Source organism: Mycobacterium sp., assembly GCF_035633495.1.
Classification (GTDB): domain Bacteria; phylum Actinomycetota; class Actinomycetes; order Mycobacteriales; family Mycobacteriaceae; genus Mycobacterium.
In genome coordinates this window covers 1-16,768 of record NZ_DASQEU010000020.1, presented here as the reverse complement: position 1 = coordinate 16,768, position 16,768 = coordinate 1, and the positions used below count along the sequence as shown (strand labels likewise).

Annotated in this window: 20 protein-coding genes and 1 pseudogene; 10 read left to right on the top strand and 11 right to left on the bottom strand. The window is 67.0% G+C overall.

The window, feature by feature from the left end:
- Window positions 1–65: 65 nt before the first annotated feature.
- The gene (bfr, locus tag VET27_RS04015; RefSeq protein ID WP_526515384.1) at window positions 66–545 is read right to left on the bottom strand and encodes a bacterioferritin; all 480 of its coding nucleotides are present in this window, start codon (window positions 543–545) and stop codon (window positions 66–68) included.
- A gap of 195 nt (window positions 546–740) precedes the next feature.
- Between bfr and VET27_RS04010 the strand changes: the two genes are divergently transcribed.
- Together VET27_RS04010 and VET27_RS04005 are read left to right on the top strand one after the other, a co-directional pair.
- Window positions 741–872 carry a hypothetical protein gene (locus VET27_RS04010; RefSeq protein ID WP_526515382.1) on the top strand — a complete coding sequence of 44 codons (132 nt, stop codon included), beginning with the start codon at window positions 741–743 and terminating at the stop codon, window positions 870–872.
- Window positions 872–1,066: a (2Fe-2S)-binding protein gene (locus tag VET27_RS04005; RefSeq protein ID WP_526515380.1), complete on the top strand. Its 195-nt coding sequence runs from the start codon at window positions 872–874 to the stop codon at window positions 1,064–1,066. The genes VET27_RS04010 and VET27_RS04005 overlap by 1 nt, the downstream gene beginning before the upstream one ends.
- On the opposite strand, the gene VET27_RS04000 is transcribed toward VET27_RS04005, so the two are convergent.
- The 3 genes from VET27_RS04000 to VET27_RS03990 are packed head-to-tail and all read right to left on the bottom strand — an operon-like array spanning window position 1,067 to window position 2,998.
- The gene (locus VET27_RS04000) at window positions 1,067–1,831 is read right to left on the bottom strand and encodes an enoyl-CoA hydratase/isomerase family protein (RefSeq protein WP_526515378.1); all 765 of its coding nucleotides are present in this window, start codon (window positions 1,829–1,831) and stop codon (window positions 1,067–1,069) included.
- A 16-nt stretch (window positions 1,832–1,847) separates the two neighbouring features.
- Window positions 1,848–2,288, bottom strand: a complete 441-nt coding sequence (locus VET27_RS03995) for a TIGR03618 family F420-dependent PPOX class oxidoreductase (protein ID WP_526515376.1) — start codon at window positions 2,286–2,288, stop codon at window positions 1,848–1,850.
- Window positions 2,285–2,998, bottom strand: a complete 714-nt coding sequence (locus VET27_RS03990; RefSeq protein ID WP_526515374.1) for an EthD domain-containing protein — start codon at window positions 2,996–2,998, stop codon at window positions 2,285–2,287. Before VET27_RS03990 ends, VET27_RS03995 begins: the two co-directional genes overlap by 4 nt.
- 112 nt (window positions 2,999–3,110) lie before the next feature.
- Here VET27_RS03990 and VET27_RS03985 point away from each other — a divergent pair, with 112 nt between their 5' ends.
- On the top strand, window positions 3,111–5,066 hold the full coding sequence (locus tag VET27_RS03985) for an FUSC family protein (protein ID WP_526515371.1): 1,956 nt from the start codon (window positions 3,111–3,113) through the stop codon (window positions 5,064–5,066).
- 19 nt (window positions 5,067–5,085) lie between these two features.
- Here VET27_RS03985 and VET27_RS03980 read toward each other — a convergent pair whose 3' ends face one another.
- The 3 genes and pseudogenes from VET27_RS03980 to VET27_RS03970 form a co-directional block, all read right to left on the bottom strand.
- Window positions 5,086–5,709 (bottom strand): PaaI family thioesterase, encoded by a 624-nt coding sequence (locus VET27_RS03980; RefSeq protein ID WP_526515369.1) that lies wholly within the window; start codon window positions 5,707–5,709, stop codon window positions 5,086–5,088.
- A gap of 42 nt (window positions 5,710–5,751) precedes the next feature.
- Window positions 5,752–6,318 (bottom strand): TetR/AcrR family transcriptional regulator, encoded by a 567-nt coding sequence (locus tag VET27_RS03975; RefSeq protein ID WP_526515367.1) that lies wholly within the window; start codon window positions 6,316–6,318, stop codon window positions 5,752–5,754.
- A gap of 46 nt (window positions 6,319–6,364) precedes the next feature.
- Window positions 6,365–6,601: pseudogene (locus tag VET27_RS03970) on the bottom strand (DUF5701 family protein); the annotation flags it as partial.
- 222 nt (window positions 6,602–6,823) lie between these two features.
- Between VET27_RS03970 and VET27_RS03965 the strand changes: the two are divergent.
- The 3 genes from VET27_RS03965 to VET27_RS03955 are packed head-to-tail and all read left to right on the top strand — an operon-like array spanning window position 6,824 to window position 10,158.
- Window positions 6,824–7,408, top strand: a complete 585-nt coding sequence (locus tag VET27_RS03965; RefSeq protein ID WP_526515364.1) for a TetR/AcrR family transcriptional regulator — start codon at window positions 6,824–6,826, stop codon at window positions 7,406–7,408.
- 13 nt (window positions 7,409–7,421) lie between these two features.
- Window positions 7,422–8,528, top strand: a complete 1,107-nt coding sequence (locus VET27_RS03960) for a hypothetical protein (RefSeq protein WP_526515362.1) — start codon at window positions 7,422–7,424, stop codon at window positions 8,526–8,528.
- Window positions 8,455–10,158, top strand: a complete 1,704-nt coding sequence (locus tag VET27_RS03955) for a tetratricopeptide repeat protein (RefSeq protein ID WP_526515360.1) — start codon at window positions 8,455–8,457, stop codon at window positions 10,156–10,158. The genes VET27_RS03960 and VET27_RS03955 overlap by 74 nt, the downstream gene beginning before the upstream one ends.
- Before the next feature lie 87 nt (window positions 10,159–10,245).
- Here the strand turns inward: VET27_RS03955 and VET27_RS03950 are convergent, their stop codons facing one another.
- Window positions 10,246–10,788: a hypothetical protein gene (locus VET27_RS03950; protein WP_526515358.1), complete on the bottom strand. Its 543-nt coding sequence runs from the start codon at window positions 10,786–10,788 to the stop codon at window positions 10,246–10,248.
- A gap of 103 nt (window positions 10,789–10,891) precedes the next feature.
- On the opposite strand from VET27_RS03950, the gene VET27_RS03945 reads away from it, so the two are divergent.
- Both VET27_RS03945 and VET27_RS03940 read left to right on the top strand, forming a co-directional pair.
- Window positions 10,892–11,371: a nucleoside deaminase gene (locus VET27_RS03945; RefSeq protein WP_526515582.1), complete on the top strand. Its 480-nt coding sequence runs from the start codon at window positions 10,892–10,894 to the stop codon at window positions 11,369–11,371.
- Window positions 11,368–12,669, top strand: coding sequence for an alpha-amylase family protein (locus VET27_RS03940; RefSeq protein WP_526515356.1), 1,302 nt, complete (start codon window positions 11,368–11,370; stop codon window positions 12,667–12,669). Before VET27_RS03945 ends, VET27_RS03940 begins: the two co-directional genes overlap by 4 nt.
- On the opposite strand, the gene VET27_RS03935 is transcribed toward VET27_RS03940, so the two are convergent.
- On the bottom strand, window positions 12,666–13,100 hold the full coding sequence (locus tag VET27_RS03935) for a DUF1810 domain-containing protein (protein ID WP_526515354.1): 435 nt from the start codon (window positions 13,098–13,100) through the stop codon (window positions 12,666–12,668). The two genes, VET27_RS03940 and VET27_RS03935, sit on opposite strands and share 4 nt — an antisense overlap.
- A gap of 645 nt (window positions 13,101–13,745) precedes the next feature.
- Here VET27_RS03935 and VET27_RS03930 point away from each other — a divergent pair.
- Window positions 13,746–14,741, top strand: coding sequence for an alpha/beta hydrolase (locus VET27_RS03930; RefSeq protein WP_526515352.1), 996 nt, complete (start codon window positions 13,746–13,748; stop codon window positions 14,739–14,741).
- Between the two features lie 73 nt (window positions 14,742–14,814).
- Here the strand turns inward: VET27_RS03930 and VET27_RS03925 are convergent, their stop codons facing one another.
- A complete protein-coding gene (locus VET27_RS03925; protein ID WP_526515350.1) occupies window positions 14,815–16,089 on the bottom strand; it encodes an ATP-binding protein in 1,275 nt (424 codons plus the stop codon).
- A gap of 113 nt (window positions 16,090–16,202) precedes the next feature.
- Window positions 16,203–16,439 (bottom strand): hypothetical protein, encoded by a 237-nt coding sequence (locus VET27_RS03920; protein ID WP_526515348.1) that lies wholly within the window; start codon window positions 16,437–16,439, stop codon window positions 16,203–16,205.
- Between the two features lie 107 nt (window positions 16,440–16,546).
- On the opposite strand from VET27_RS03920, the gene VET27_RS03915 reads away from it, so the two are divergent.
- The gene (locus VET27_RS03915) at window positions 16,547–16,699 is read left to right on the top strand and encodes a hypothetical protein (RefSeq protein WP_526515346.1); all 153 of its coding nucleotides are present in this window, start codon (window positions 16,547–16,549) and stop codon (window positions 16,697–16,699) included.
- Window positions 16,700–16,768: the final 69 nt, after the last annotated feature.

The following is a 16,768-nucleotide window of genomic DNA, read 5'->3' as shown; positions in this document are numbered from 1 at the left end:
TCGGGCGCTTGGAAACACCCACGAACGTATCGCTTAGATAGGCTAGAGAGTTACGTGCGCGGTCCCTACTGTGGAGGACGCGACACGCACTGTGCCGAGTAGAGCTCCTCGCCGAGCTTGTCCATCAGCTCGAGTTGCGTCTCGAGGTAGTCGATGTGGCCCTCTTCATCGGCGAGGATCCCCTCGAGCAGGATCGCGCTGGTCGAATCCTGCTTCTCACGGCACATGATGACGCCGGGCTTGAGGCGTGCCAACACCTCGTACTCGATGGCGAGGTCGGCCTCGAACTGCTCGCGCAGCGTCTGGCCGACGCGCAGCGAGAACAGCCGCTGGTAGTTGGGGAGCCCGTCGAGCAACAGAATTCTGTCGGTGATGGCCTCCGCGTGATTCATCTCCTCGAACGCTTCTTTGCGCGTGTGCGTCGCGAGTTCGGTGAATCCCCAGTTCTCCTGCATCTTCGAATGCAGGAAGTACTGGTTGATCGCGGTCAGCTCACTGGTCAACTGCTCGTTGAGAAGTTTGAGGACGTCGGCATCGCCTTGCATTTTCATTGCTCCTATAACACCGTGAGGGCTGGTCACGTGTCAGTGTCTGCTGCGTCCCGTCCGGCACGGGGGTCGTTCTCAACCTAGTCCAACGGGCAGGCGGGAATGACGGATGTAATGCTGGTTTCGGCGTGTTCGTCACGGGTTATGGACTGGCTGCCCTAACTAAGGTTAGACTCTACTAACCTATTGGACGTGCTGCTCGGGATCGCCGTGCGCGCACCGGAATCGAAGGCGGAATCGATGGGCGGGGATGGCGGCGCATTCGCGGTCGACTCTCGAACGCTCCCCCTTCACGCGGCCACCGGTGAACGGGTGACCACCTGATGTTCGTCTGCCTGTGTGCGGGAGTGACGAGCAAGGCCGTCACCGAACTCGTCGCATCCGGCGCGTCGACGTCGAAGCAGATTGCCGAGGCGTGCGGGGCGGGGTCCGACTGCGGACGCTGCCGCCGCACGCTGCGGGCGATCATCGAGGCCTCCGCCGTCAATGCTTGCCCGATGCACGCTGCAGCGCGGTAGTCAGTCTTCTTGCCCGCGCCGATCGGCGAACGCGGCCAGCGCATCGGCATTGGCCGCTCCCCCGAGCAACTCGGCGAACTGCGCGTACTCCCGTGCCGTGGCGGACGTGATCTCCGCCCGAGTCGGCTCGACAATGGTCTGCTTCGCGGCCATGAGACTCGGAATCGACCGTGAGGCAAGGATTTCCGCGTGCCGACGGGCGTCTGTCAGAAGAACGTCGGGCTCGCACACCTTCCACGCAAACCCCATCCGCTGCGCCTCGTCGGCGTCGACCCACTCCGAGGACAACAACATCCACGCGGCGTTCTGTCGGCCGACCAGCTGCGGCAACAGGTAGGACGACGCGGCCTCGGGGGCGACTCCCAAGCTGGTGAACGGGCACTTCAGCCGTGCAGACGAGGACATGAAGACCAGATCGGCGTAACCCAGGATCGTGGCGCCGATGCCGACACCGAGGCCGTTCACCGCCAGGATCAGCGGTTTCCGCAACGCGGTTAGCGTTTCGATCATGCCGGGGAACCCGTACTGGCCGGACTGAAATTCGGGGTCGGTGATGCGCGCCTGCATCTCGATCAGATCGTTGCCCGCGCTGAACGCCCGGCCGGCACCGGTCAACAGGACGACCGCGACGGTCGGGTCCTCGTCGGCTTCCCGCAAGGCGATCGTGGTGGCGTCGTACAGCGCCTCGTTGAACGCGTTGAGCGCCTCGGGGCGGTTCAGGGTCAGGGTTCGCACGCCGTTGAGGTCGTCGATCTGCACCAGCACGGCTGCAGCGTATTCGCTAGCCGTTGGAGTACACGCGAGTGGGTGTGATCAGCACGACCGTGCGCCGCTGCTCGGCCACCACCCGGTCGTACTCGGCCCAGTCGTCGTGGTGTCCGCCTGCGGCCGTGAACACCTCGCGGAGCAGCAGCCGCAGGGCGTCGCCTGCAAGCCACGGCTGCGGGTCGGCCGGCCCGGCGAGTTCGGCGGTGCCCTCGACCGTCGCCCACCGCCACCCGCTGCGGAACGTCACCGCGATCTGTGGTCGCGCCCGGAGGTTGGCCAGTTTGACCCTGCCGTAGGTGACGAACGCCAGGGTCTGCTCGCCCGATGCGGGATGCGGGAACGAGCCGGCGTTGACGAGCGACGCCTGAACGGTGCCGTCGCCACGAACGGTCGAGACCACGGCCAGACCGCTTTCGGCCGCCGCCAGCCCGACGGCGTCGTCGAGGGTGGTCATTTCGGCACCTCCACGCCGAATGGCGAGCGCATCACGTAGCGACTGGTCGGCACGGTGTCGACGTTCTGATGGGCACCGAATGCCGACGTGCTCGACACCATGCGGTTCATTCGATCGCGGAGGTCGTCGTCGTCCGCGGCGCCGAAGAACGCGTGCAGATCCCGTGTCGCCTCGATGGGGAACAACTCCTCGACGATCGCATCGATGGCCGGTGCGCCGGAGGTCAGCGCACGCACGACGGCATTCTGCGTATACCCGAACGTCGACTGGGTCGCGATCGCCACCGGCGTGTGGTCGACATGCCAACGCGCGAGCCAGGTTTCCTCGTCCAGGTCCTCGGGCCGCCGCAGCAGCGCCACGTTTGCGAACCCGGGCGTCCGCGACGCCGGGAACGTCGAAGGTGGCGGCAGCGGAACGGACTCTGTGACGAGATACGCGTCGACACGTTCACATTCGCCGGTCAGCCGGTCGAGGGCGCCCAGCACGTGCGGGCCGTAGGACTGCTGGGTCCAGATGCTGGCGAAGCCGACGACCGGCGGGTCCAGTGTCGTCAACGTCATCAGCGAGTCGTCGACCGACGCATCCCGCACGTTGATCGCCAGACCGGGCACTCCCAGCGCGAGCAGATCGTCCGCGACCTCCGTGCGCACACGGGTGCACCACGAGTCGTCGACGGCCGCTGCCCGGAGCGTGATGATGACCTTCTCCACCGCACGAACCTACCGCCACGGCCGCGGCGGTGACCCACAATGGTTGTTTGATTCGGTAGGTTTCGACGGTTGTGATGGGCAGGCAATGAAGGGGCTACCGCAGAGACTCACCATGCCCGATCTGGGTGCGGTGGGGCGCAGTCTCCTCGGTGTGATCGTCGCGGCCGGTGCCGGGCTGCACTGGGGGTCGGCGGGTGCGGCGACGGCGGCGGCCGGTGCGGCGGCGATCGCGGGAGCCGCTGCGCTGCAGGACAGTCCGCGCGGACCCCTTCGCCTGGTGGGGGCCATCTCGTTTCAGATGGGTGCCGCGGTGCTGCTCGGCACGTCGACGTCGTCGTACGGCGTGCTCTTCGTGCTGGTTGCCACGGCGTGGTGCTTCGTCGCAGGGATGCAGTGGGCGGTCAGTGCCAGCGCCGGGCTGATCGCCGCGGCGGCGGGCGCACTGCTCGTCACCGCGCCGCCGGTCGCGCCAACCCCCTCGTCGGTGGTGACCGCGGCCGTGCTCGCCGTCGGCGGCGGCCTGGTGCAGGCCGTGCTGATCGGCCTGTGGCCGCGACGCCGGTGGCGGCTGCAGCGGGACGCCTTGACCCGCGCATACCGATCCCTGGGCGTCGACGCGCAGAAGCTCGCTGCGGACCCGGGTGCGGGCGTCGATCCGGCACCGCTGCTCTGGCTCCGCGACTCGTTCACCCTGACCGACCGTCAAGCCAGGCGGCGCCCCCTGGCCTATCGCGCCTGGTACGGCCTGCCGCAACGGATATCCGTCACGCTGACGGCGTTGGCGGTCAGATCGCCCGGTGACCGGGCGGTGGCCGAGCTTCTCCGTGCCGCCTCGGCGGTGTTGGACGTCGTCGCAAGTCGCGGCCGCACCGCGAGACGCGAAGCGATGGACGGCATGCTGCGCGTCGAGGCCGCAGTTGACACGGTGGCGGTATCGAACGTCGCACTGGCGCATCGTCTTTCCCACCAGCTTCGGGAAGCGGTCGGACTGAGTTTCGGCGAGCTCACTCCCGGCCCCGATCACGTCACGCGACTTGGGCGCCACGGTGTCCTCTCGGCGCTGCCGATCGCGGCTGCGGCGGTCGGCGCGCACTTGACGTGGGGTTCGCCGATACTGCGGCATGCGATCCGCCTCGCCACGGCGGTGGGTGCCGGGGTGGCCGTCGAACGCTTCGCCGACGTTCCGCATGGCTACTGGATTCCGTTGACCGTGCTGATGGTGCTGCGTCCGGAGACCGCCCACACCTACACCAGATGTGTGGGACGGGTGGCAGGCAATGCGGTGGGCATCGTCGCGGCGTCGGTGGTGACCATGATCTGGCAACCCGCCGGCTTGGCGGCTGCCGTGTTGGCGGTGCTGGCCCTCGGAATCGCCTCCGCGGCATCGGGCTTCGGATACGTGGCGCTCAGTGCGGCCCTCGCGGCCACGATCGTGTTCCTCATCGACATCAGCGGTACCGCGGGGGTGGGCACCATGGCCGACAGGTTGATCGCAACGATGATCGGGGGTGCGCTCGCGGTGCTCGTCCACGTGGTGCTGCCCGATCACTCGCTGATCCGTCTGCGACAGCGTGCGGGTGAATTGCTGAGGACCGAGATCGATTACGCCGCAACGGTGATCAAGGCCTTCGTGCACGGCTTGGAGCACCCCGGCGAAGCGCTGGCCGCAGCGTGGGAGCGGGCTTTCCGCGCAAGGGCGGCGTTCGAGGCGGCGGCAGGTGCGACGACGTCGGACTCGGGTGATCTGCGGCGGTGGTTGAAGTCGTACCGCACTGCGCTGAACGCCGTCACCACCTCGTGCGCGACGCTCGAATCCAACTTGCCCGCTCAGCCGTCGGCCACGCTGAGCGGCGACTTCGTCGTGGCGATCGACGAGTACGCCGAGGCGCTGTGCGGAGGACCGACGACCCCGGGTGAGCCATGGCGGATCGACGGGGACCGGGTGGCCGCCGCCGAGCAGCGCATTCGCGAGGCCGCGCGACAGCTCGGACCCAGCGACACCGCCAGCCGTGTGCTGGTAGCCGAGATCGGTGACATCACCCGCAGCCTCGTCGGCATCACCGACTGAAACCGTCGGCGCGGCAAGGTCAGTCGCGTGTCCACCGCGGCTGGATGAACACGCCCACGGCCTCGACCGTCACACCGTGGGCATCGGCGAGGTGGCCGGCGGCGAAGGTCTTGACGCCCTCCGCGCGGACGATCGCGGCCTCGACGTGCAATTCGCCCAGCGGTGTCATTCGGCGGTAGCGCATGGTGATGGTGCCGGTCAGCCGTGGCTTCTCGGGCGAACTCGCCGCGTCGCCGAGGGCATGATCGAGGATGAGTGCGGCGACACCCCCGTGCACGTGTCCCGGCGGACCTTCGTAGGCGGCGCCGAGAGTGAAGTCGGCGCACACCGTTCCGTCGGCAGCGCGCGTGAACGACAGGGGTGGCGCCACGGGATTGCGCATCCCGATCACGACGTTGCCCCAGGGCATTTGGTCGCCATCGCTGCCGAAGCGCACGCCGAAGGACCCCTCGAGCTGTTTGCCGCGGAGTCGGGCGGTGGCCGCGTCGATCTCGGCCTTCGCCGCCGTCACGGCATCGGCGTCCATCTCGGTCCGAATGGTCGCGTCGATCAAGTCGCGGACCGACTTCGTCAGCGGCTCGTAGATGCCACGCAACCGTTCGACGTCCTCGGCGTTGAGGTTCTCCACGGGGAAGTCAAGCACACTTGAACTAGAACACGTTCTAGCGCCGGTGTCGAGTCGCTGCTAAGTCGTCGGCGCGGGTCCGACCAGCAGATGGCGGATCACCGGGCTGGCCCAGCCGATGAGCTCGGCGTGGTTCAGCTGGGCGACGGCGGGATTGGACAGCACGTAGCGCGTCGTCGCGAGGCCGATGATGAATGCGCCCACGAGGCCGGCGCGCTGCGCAGGGTGGTCGGGGGTGACGGCGGCCAGAACGGGCGCCACCTGCGTGGCGAACACCTGCCGCATCGTCTCGGCGGCAATGGCGCTCGTCATGGCCGCCCGGAGGAGGGCGACGAACGTGGTGTCGTCCTCCCACACCGCGAAGAACTTCGGCAGCAGAACCTCGGCGACCTGGTCGGGGTCGATGCCTTCGAGTTCCGGCAGATCGAGAGTGAACGCGGCGGCGGCGGCGAAGAGGTCCTGCTTGCTGCCGAAGTACCGCATGACCAACGCGGGGTCGACGCCGACGTCGGCGGCGATTGCCCGAAGCGTGGTGCGCTCGTAGCCTTCGGCGCCAAAGCGCGAGCGCGCCGCAGCGAGGATGTCGGCGCGGGTCCCCTGAGCGTTGCGCGCCCGAGTCGAAACCATTGCTCGAGAGTATGTCATCGCATGTTGACATGGCTAATTTCTGGGCCTACGCGTTGTCTCGCGCCAAGGTGCAGGAGAAGCCGCTCCGCGTCGCGGCCAGATCGTCGCCGCGGCTCAGGCCGTGCACCAGATAGAAGGATGAGATGGGAAGTGGCTCAATCGGTTCGAACTGATCGACGTCGGTCATGTCCGTGACGACGAAGCCCGGTTTGCCGCCCACCCGTAGCGTGGGCGCCAGGGTAGACGCGGGTGCGACGGCAGGGTGGACGACGAGCAACGCGTCCTCCGGTGGCTCCCGGCACGCCCAGTTCGATCAGCCGTTGCGCCGAGCGTGCGGTGAGGGCGGGTTTTCGCGCCGAATTTCGCCCTCACCGCACGCTCGACGTGCGACGAACCCGCCTCGCCCCGTCCAGTGCGAGGCGCCCGTCACATATACGCCGACAGGTGTCTTAGTTAACCGAATATTTCGTGGTCAACTGTCTACGAAGTCGCCTACGCTGATTTCATGCCTACCCGCACCCACAGCGCCGATCCCCGCGCCGAACGCGTCCGCACGCTGCTGCGCGACGCCGCGTTCGCGCTGGCGCACGAGCGGTCCGTCGACGAGATCACCGTCGGGGATCTGGTGGCGCGCGCGGGCGTCAGCCGACAGGTCTTCTACCGTCACTTCACCGACCGTGACGACGCGGTGGCAACGGCGTTCGCCGTAGCGTTCTCCGCCGCCGTCGCGGACATCCACGGCGATGCCCGGGCGCGGATCGTCGGGTTGTTCGCCTTCGCCGCCGAGCACCGCACGATGTACCGCAACGTGGTGCCCAGCGCCGTCACCCAGCGCGTGGTGGCCGCATTTCGCGAAGAGCTCCTGCCCGCTTGCGAGGAGATCGCCGCGCACGGCATGCACGTAGTCGGCCCGATCGCCGACATCGCCCCGGAGTCCGTCAGCCGCTTCCTCGTCGGCGGCTTCCAGGAGGTGCTGCGGTCATGGATGGAAGATCCGGACGCGACCGACCTCAGAGGGCGGGTGACCGCCGCGCTCGACACCGTCGATGCGCTCTTGGGTCTCTCCGCCACCACTCACCGACCCCGTTAGGAAAGAGACCGACATGGGCAAGCACGAAGCTCCACACGAACACCACGCTCCGAAACTGACGGTGGCCAACCGGCGCGTCTCACGCGCCGACGTCCGCAAGATGATCTTGACGATGGCGGGACTCACCGTCTTCGTCATCGCCATGATCGCGAGCTACTCGGGCGCATTCGCCAAGCCGACGCTGCACCACCTCGACGTCGCGGTCGCCGGACCGCAGCAGGTGGTCGACGCGATCCGCGGCCAGGACACCCTGGAGGTGACCGAGGTCGCCGACGCGACGGCCGCACGCGCGCAGGTCTACGACCGCAAGACCGACGCCGCCTTCGTCGTCGGGCAGTCCGGTGACCTGAAGATCTACGTCGCAGGCGGCGGTGGCCGCAGCGTCGCCAACGCCTCGGAGACCGTCGGTCGCGCCATCGCCACCACGGCGGGCCTGACACCGAGCGTCGAGGACGTCGCTCCGACCTCGCCCGCCGACCCGCAGGGCACCGTCGAGTTCTACGCCGTCATCTTCCTGTCGATCGGCGCGACCATGGGCGCCGCGGTGTTCGGCCTGATGATGGGCAGCGTGCGCAGGTTCTCGACGCTGGCGCTTCGCACCCTGAGTCTCGCGGCGTACTCCGCGCTGCTGGCGGGTGGCGTGACGCTGTACGTCGACGCCGTCCTCGGTGCGATGACCAGCCACACCTGGCAGGTCTTCGGTGCCCTGTGGTTGTACGCGATGGGCGTCGGCGGTGCCGTCACCGGCGTCGCGGCCGCGTTCGGCACCGCCGCGTCGGCGCTGGTGACGCTGTTCCTGATCATCGTCGGCAACGCTGCGGCCGCGGGCCCGGTCGGGCTGCCGCTGCTCTCGGGCTTCTATAGAACGTTCAACGCGATCGTCCCGCAGGGTTCGGGCGTCGCCCTGCTGCGCAGCATCGAGTACTTCGGCGGGAACGGCGCCATGACACCGATTGTCACCCTAACCATTTGGGGTGCGACCGGACTCGCGCTCGCAGTGATCGCAGTGCTCGCCCCCAGGGCGTGGACGAATTATCGTGCCAGTCATGACCGTTACCACGTCCGGGCCGCACGAGGTGGAGCCGTACTTCGACCTGGGGTCCTATCACCGGTCGATTGAGACGCCGTCCGCCCAGGCTCAGTCGTGGTTCGACCGCGGCATGGTCTGGGCGTACGCGTTCAATCACGAGGAGTCGATCCGCTGTTTCGAGCGGGCGTTGGCGCTGGACCCCGAACTCGCCATCGCCCGCTGGGGCATCGCCTACGCGATCGGCCCGAACTACAACAAGGCGTGGGAGGCCTTCGACCCCGCCGACCTATCCGCCTCGCTGGCCAGGGCGCGGAGGGAACTGGAACGGGCCGGCACCGGCCGGGCGTCCGTCGTCGAGCGGGGCCTGATCGACGCGCTCGTCGCTCGCTTCCCCACCGATCACGCCGCGGACGCCGACGCTCTGACGGCCGGTCACGCGGACTACGCCGACGCCATGACCGCACTCGCCGCGGACTACCCGGACGACATCGACGTCCAGGCCCTCGCCGCCGACGCGTTGATGAACGTCTCGGCGTGGGCGCTGTGGGACACCAGGACCGGTGAGCCCGCACCGGGGTCGCGCGTCGTCGAGGCCAAGCACGTCCTCGATGCTGCGCTCGCCACCGAGGAGGGCCGCCGGCACCCCGGCGTCCTGCACCTTTACCTGCACGCGATGGAGATGTCGGCGCGGCCCGAGGACGCACTGCCCGCCGCGGATCTGTTGCGCGGCCTGGTCCCCGACGCAGGGCACCTCCAGCACATGCCCACCCACATCGACGTCCTGTGCGGCGACTACCGACGCTCCATCGAGGCGAATCTCGCTGCGGTGCAAGCGGACCGGAAGTTCGTCGATCGTGAGGGACCGCTCAACTTCTACTCGCTCTACCGGGCGCACGACCTTCACTTCGTGGTGTACTCGGCAATGTTCGAGGGTCGGTATGCGACGGCGAAGATGGCGGCCGACGAGCTGGCCGTGCAGCTGACTCCCGAGCTGTTGTCGATCGAATCGCCGCCGATGGCCGATTGGCTCGAGGCGTTCGCGCCCTTGCGAGTGCACGTGCTGATCCGCTTCGGTCGATGGGACGAGCTGATCGCGCAGCCACTGCCCGACGACGTCGAGCTCTACTGCACGACCGCCGCGACGATCCACTACGGCCGCGCTGTTGCGCACGCAGCCAAGGGGCAGCTGGCGCAGGCGCACGCTGAACGGGAGGCGTTCGGCATGGCCTACGCCGCGATTCCGGACAGTCGGTACCTGTTCAACAACACCAGCCGCGACATCCTCGCCGTTGCCGAGGCCATGCTGGACGGCGAAATCGCCTACCGCGAGCGTCTTTTTGACGAGGCATTCGAATATCTCAAGCGTGCAGTCGAACTCGACGATGCACTCCCCTACGACGAACCGTGGGGTTGGATGCAGCCGACCCGGCACGCGTACGGTGCGCTACTGCTCGAACAGGGCCGGTTCGACGAAGCCGCAGCGGTGTACGCGGCCGATCTTGGACTCGATCCGACGTTGAGCCGCCCATGCCAGCATCCCGGCAACGTGTGGAGCCTGCACGGCTACCACGAGTGCCTGATGCGGCTGGGCCTCGACGACGATGCGGCGATCATCGGTCGGCAGCTCGACCTCGCCCGTGCGAGGGCGGACGTGCCAATACTGGCGTCCTGCGCGTGTCGGCTCGACGTCGACGACGACGGCTGCTGCGACTCCGGGTAGGGACCCGTTCGCAAGGTTGATATCACCGGCGATAGCAGGCATTTGAGGATGGTCATGGAGAGGCCGGGTCGCCCAGGATCGAGTTCACTATCGTCGGTGAACGTGAATCGTCTGTGGGATCGGGTGCGCAGCTACGTGCGCAGCGCTCCGCTGACCTACACCTGGTTGGTCGTGCTTCTGGCGACGACGCTGGTGCAGCACTCGATGACGGCACGGACATTGCGGCAGATGCTGCAGTCGACGTCGACGAACCTGCACCACCTGGCGTCCGATCCACTGCGGGTGCTGTTCCAGAGCCTGCTGTGGATAGACGGCAGATACTGGTGGCCCTACCTGCTGATCTTCACGGTCTTCCTGGCGCCTGCCGAGCGCTGGCTGGGGCATCTGCGCTGGGCGATCGTCGGGTTGGTGTGCCACGTCGGCGCGACCTACCTCAGCGAGGGCTACCTCTACTGGACCATCCAGGAGGCTGCGGCGTCGCCGCGCCTGATCGATGCGCGCGACGTAGGCGTGAGCTACTTCGTCGTCGGCATCGTCGGGGTGCTGTTCTACTGGATTCCCACGCGGTGGCGTTGGGGGCTGCCTCGCCGTGATGGTCCTGCTCGTCGGCGGGGCGCTGGTGCTCCGCACCAACTTCACCTCGCTCGGGCATCTGTGCGCGCTGTTCTTGGGGCTGGCCTGCTACCCGCTGACGCGTCGAAGGCGGACCCGAGACGCTGCGTACACTCCGGCTGTGGCGATCAGCAATGACGACCTGGGACACCTGCGCCGCTGTGTGGAACTTGCCAGGGAGGCACTCGAGGCAGGCGACGACCCCTTCGGCTCATTATTGGTCGACGCGAACGGCGTCGTTCGCATCGAGGATCGGAACCGGACCAAGGACGGCGACGCGACCCGACACCCCGAATTCGAGATCGCCCGCTGGTCCACGTCCAACCTCACGCCCGACGAACGCGCCGGCGCGACGGTGTACACCTCTGGCGAGCACTGCCCGATGTGCGCTGCCGCCCACGCCTGGGTGGGACTCGGCCGCATCGTGTACGCGGCGTCGACCGCTCAGATGGTCGGATGGTTGCAGTTGTGGGGTGTGTCGACCTCACCCGTCACGCCGTTGCCGATCTCGACGATCGCACCGGGCATCGAACTCGACGGGCCCGCACCCGAACTCGCCGAGGAGATGAAGGCGATGTACGAAGCGACGTTCCGAAGGTGACCGAACCAGCGTGGGTCGAGCACGCAATCTGGTGGCAGGTCTACCCGCTCGGGTTCGTCGGCGCATTCCCCGCCGACCCTGCTCCCACCGCCGATGAGCACCGACTCGGCCGCATTGCCGCGTGGTTCGACCACGCTCTCGAACTGGGAGCATCGGGCATCGCACTCGGACCCGTGTTCGCCTCCCAGACGCACGGGTACGACACCGTCGATCACTATGCGATCGACCCGCGCCTCGGCGACGACTCCGACTTCGACCGTCTGATCGAGGAGGCCCGCGGGCGCGGCCTGAGAGTCCTGCTCGATGGGGTGTTCAACCACGTCGGCACCGACTTCGGCCGCTATCGGGAGGCGCTCGCCGGCGGCGACGAGTCGTGGTTCCGCAAGGGGCGCAACGGTTTCGCAACCTTCGAGGGGCACGACGGGCTGATCACCCTGAACCACCGCAACCCGGAGGTCGTCGACTACGTGGTCGACGTCATGTTGCACTGGCTGCGCCGCGGCGCCGACGGCTGGCGGCTGGACGCCGCCTACGCCGTGCCCGATGGGTTCTGGGCCCAGGTGCTGCCGAGAGTGCGCAGCGAGTTCCCCGACGCGTGGTTCGTCGGCGAGGTCATCCACGGTGACTACGCCGGCACCGTCTCCGCATCGACGTTCGACTCGGTGACGCAGTACGAACTGTGGAAGGCCATCTGGAGCAGCCTCAACGACGGCAACTTCCACGAACTCGACCACGCCTTGACGAGGCACGACGAATTCCTCGAGACGTTCGTGCCGATGACGTTCGTCGGCAATCACGACGTCACCCGCATCGCCAGCCAGCTCACCGACGAAAGACACGTCGGGCACGCACTCGCCCTCGTGATGACCATCGGCGGCACGCCGAGCGTGTACGCGGGCGACGAGTGGGCCTATCGCGGCGTCAAGGAGGAGCGTTTCGGCGGCGATGATGCCGTGCGCCCCGAATTCCCTACCCGCCCAGACGAATCCGAGCACCTCGGCCACGACGCCTTCCGGCTACACCAGCATCTGATCGGTCTGCGACGTCGCCACCCGTGGCTGCACGACGCCCGCTCGTCTGCGCTGCACCTAGCCAACCGCCAGTACGTCTACCGGACCACGTCCGACGCGGGATCGCTGGTGGTGGCACTCAACGTGGATGACGAGCCACTACAAAAGCCGTTGTCCGAGTTCGGCATCGGCAGCGCACGCATCGCCGCGGGCTCCGGCGTTCCCACCGAGGACCTGATCGACCGGATCGACGTCGAGCCTCACGGCTGGGTCATTCTCGAGGTCTAACGCGACTCCAGCATTCTGAGGGTCTGGGTGTCCCGTTGGCCGCCGTAGCACTGGTCGAGCACCTCGGCGAAGTCCGGATCGTCGTCGCTCACGTGCGCGAACAGCGTCATCGACGACTTCAACTTGAGGGCGTCGACGGAGCCCATCATCAGGTCGACGGAGCGCCCGGGAACCGACGAGACCAGCCGCGTGCACGTCCGCAACCGCGGGCCCAGGACGTCGTGGGTGAGGTAGGCGAGCGCCTCGTCGCGTGAATCGATGCCGTACTCATCGGCCATGACGCTGTGTCCGAGTCCTCGCAGCTGAGGGAAGACGAACCAGATCCAGTGCGACGTCTTGCGCCCGGCACGGAGCTCCCGCACCGCCGCATCGAAGGCGCCGCCGCGGTCCTGCGCCTCGACGAAGCGTTCCAAGTGATGAGGATCGGCCATGGCTCTACCGTGCCCGACGAGTCGCCGACTTGTCGATGGGCGGGTCGACCCTCGGGCGACCTGTCCGCAGTGGTCGCCGAGCAGACAGCTACAAGTCCTGGCGCGTCCAATTGCGTTGGACGCCAACGGGACTGAATCATCGGTCGGGTGTGGCCCCGCGATCGGTGCAGCGGTTCGGCGTTAACTGAGTTTGCTGAGCGCCACGACCAGGTGGAAACCGCCACCGATGTCGAATCGCGTAACGACACGCTGTCCGATGAGCCTCTGCGCGTCGTTGCAACGCGTGTCGCCAGGGGCCGGCTGCCCCCCTTTGTGGGCGCGTTGCGTGATCGTCGCAGTTCAGTGCCTTGGAAGTCTCGGAAATCCGGAGTAAGCCGCGCGGTGGGTGTCTCGGGGGTGGCATATGGATACGTCTGTCGTGAGCCACAGAATTCACTCCATTCACACAGGTCACACGGCAAATCGGCGCGCTCATGAGCCTGCAAGGTCTCTGCGCCGAGTCGGAATCGTTAGCCAACCGCGACGTCACAACTCGGCGTTGACAGCCGGAACGAACCACATGGGCGTGATTCACTTGCGCTCGCAAAGCAACGGCGATTGCTTAAAGACATAGGGATGCAAAAGGAGAGGCGGTCTGTTGCCGTTATGAAGTTCGTCAGAATGATTCGTGGTACGTGGTTGCGCCGGCTGGTCGTTGGACTGATGGCAGCGGTAACCCTGCCCGGGCTGATCGGCTTCGTCGGGGGTTCGGCGACGGCTGGGGCGTTCTCCCGGCCAGGACTGCCGGTGGAATACCTGGACGTGTTCTCCCCGTCGATGAACCGGAACATCAGGGTGCAGTTCCAAGGCGGTGGCCCGCACGCCGTCTACCTGCTCGACGGCCTGCGCGCGCAGGACGACTACAACGGCTGGGACATCAACACCGCCGCGTTCGAATGGACCTACCAGTCCGGTCTGTCGACGGTGATGCCCGTCGGTGGTCAGTCCAGCTTCTACACCGACTGGTACCAGCCGTCGAAGGGCAACGGCCAGGACTACACCTACAAGTGGGAGACGTTCCTCACTCAGGAACTGCCCGCCTTCCTGGAGACCAACTACGGCGTCGCCCAGGGCGGCAACGCCGTCGTCGGTCTGTCCATGGCCGGTGGCACCGCGCTGACCTACTCGATCTACTACCCGCAGAAGTTCGTCTACGCAGCGTCGCTCTCGGGCTTCCTCAACCCGTCCGAGGGCTGGTGGCCGATGCTGATCGGGCTGGCGATGAACGACGCCGGCGGTTACAACGCCGAGAGCATGTGGGGCCCGTCGAGTGATCCGGCGTGGAAGCGCAATGACCCGACGGTCAACATCAACCAGCTGGTCGCCAACAACACCAGGATCTGGATCTACTGCGGCACCGGTACCCCGTCGGATCTGGACACCGGTGCCTCCGGTGGCAACCTGATGTCGGCGCAGTTCCTCGAAGGGTTCACGCTGCGCACCAACGTGACCTTCCGGGACAAATACCTGGCCGCCGGTGGCACCAACGGTGTGTTCAACTTCCCGGCCACCGGTACCCACAGCTGGGGCTACTGGGGTCAGCAGTTCCAGCAGATGCTGCCCGACATCCAGCGGACGCTGGGTGCTCAGGCCACCGCATAGGCGTACTGCCTGACACTGAAGAAGGACCAGGGAACCTGCCGTCACCCCCGGACGGCAGGTTCCCTTCCTTCCTTCACAGCCGGGTGCACTGCGCGATGTCCTCCTCGAACTCGGCGAGCATCGTGTCGGTCAACGTCGGCCTGGTGTCGGCGATCGCCGACAGGTAGTCCTCGGTGCGGGCCGGCTCGCCGCGCCGGAACTCGATCTCCCGCTCGAACGCCGACTGGGAGCCCTTGCGGGCGGCGAATTCGATGTCTGCCGGCGTGAACATCGCACTGGCAGAAACTAATTGAGTGACGTCGATCGAATCCGAAGGCGCGAGGTACCTGGCCCAGATCGCGGCACGAGCCGTCGCATCCGGTGGGCCGACAGGAATTACGTAGTCGAATCGCCCCGGCCGCAGGATCGCCGAATCCAGCGAGCGCACCGAATTGGTGGCGCAGACCAGCAATCGGTCGTCGTGCTGCCGGAAGGCCGGAATCAGCTTGAGGAGTTCGTTGGTCACCCCGTGCGCGGGATCCGTTGGTACGCCCGAACGCGACCCGGCGATCTCCTCCACTTCGTCGATGAACACCAGCACCGAATCGAGGTCGGCCAGAGCGGCGAAGGCATCGCGCAACGCCCCGGCCATTGCCACGCCCGGCGTGGCGAGCCGCGACGGGAAGAGTTCGACGAACGGCCAGCCGAGCCGGCCTGCCACAGCCTTGGCGAAACTCGTCTTGCCCGTGCCGGGTGGCCCGAACAGGATCACCGCCTTGGGCGGTGATACTCCGTATTCCGCTGCGGCACTGGGTTCGACGAGCGGCAACACGATACGGCGCTCGATGACCAGCTTCTCGGCCTCCATTCCGGCCATTGCGTGCCACTGACCGCGCGGGATCACCTGGGCACCCAGCGCGGACAGCAGCCCCGCGTCCGACGAGCCGAGGTGGTCGATCTTCTCGAAGTAACTCAGCCCGGTGCGCTCTTCGTAACCCGAATTCAGCAGTGCCGTCGTCCCCGCCGCCTTCGGGGGTAGCATCGCCGTGATGCGTCGCGCGCCCGCCATCCGCAGGCGCTGCTCCAGTTCGTTGAGCAGAGCGCTGCCGATGCCCCGATCGCGCCACCGACTGGCCAGGGCCACCATCGTGATCCACGCCCGGTCGCCCTGGACAAGTCCGCCGGCCATACCGATCGGTTGATCGCCCACGACAGCGACGACACACGGTTGACCGCACCGCGCACCGGTCACCACTTCGGAGACGCCGAACGCGGGCAAGGGTTCACCGGGGAGTCGGTTCTGCTCCCAGATCGAGATGAGCTCGTCCAGGTCGTCGTCGTGGAAGTCGCGCAGGCGCCAAGGGTGCATTAGGGATTTCTAGCGTCTTGGATGGCCCATGCCATCGCCCATTCGGGGGTTTCACACGGGTAGACCACGGTCGGGAACCAACGAGCGGCGAACTCGTGAAGCGCGCCGGCCCGCTAGCCCTGAACGGTCGGGCGGATGGTGATGTCGCCGATCTCGACGTCGCGGGGCTGCTCGATCGCGAATGCGATCGCCCTCGCGACGGTGTCAGGCGCAATTCCGAACGACTCCATGCCCTTTCGGATTCGGTCACGCAGTGCGGGATCGTCGATGGACCCGTCACGCAGGTTGACGTCGATCATCGCCGACCAACCGTCCACGTCGGCGTCGCCGACCGGTCGGATCTGATGCATTCATCACTGCTACGACGGCTCTGACGCGGCGACGATTCCCTTCAGCGCGCCTTCGCCATGTCCACGTTCAGCTCTCGGCGATGTGCGGCATCGGACTTGTCATCTAGGTGGCCGTCCGTCTGGTGATCATCGCCAACCTCTCGGTCGATGCCGCCAACGGCGTGAACTCGGCGATCACGCTGCCGGTCGTCGGGCTGCTGGTGCTGGCGACCGTCGTCGTCGTGCGCAGGAGCTCGGAACCCGCCGGGGCGCCCGCGTAACTGCGGGAACAAACCGCACCACCCCAAGGTTGAGCGCATCAGGCTGAACTTTGGAGGATTGAATGTCTG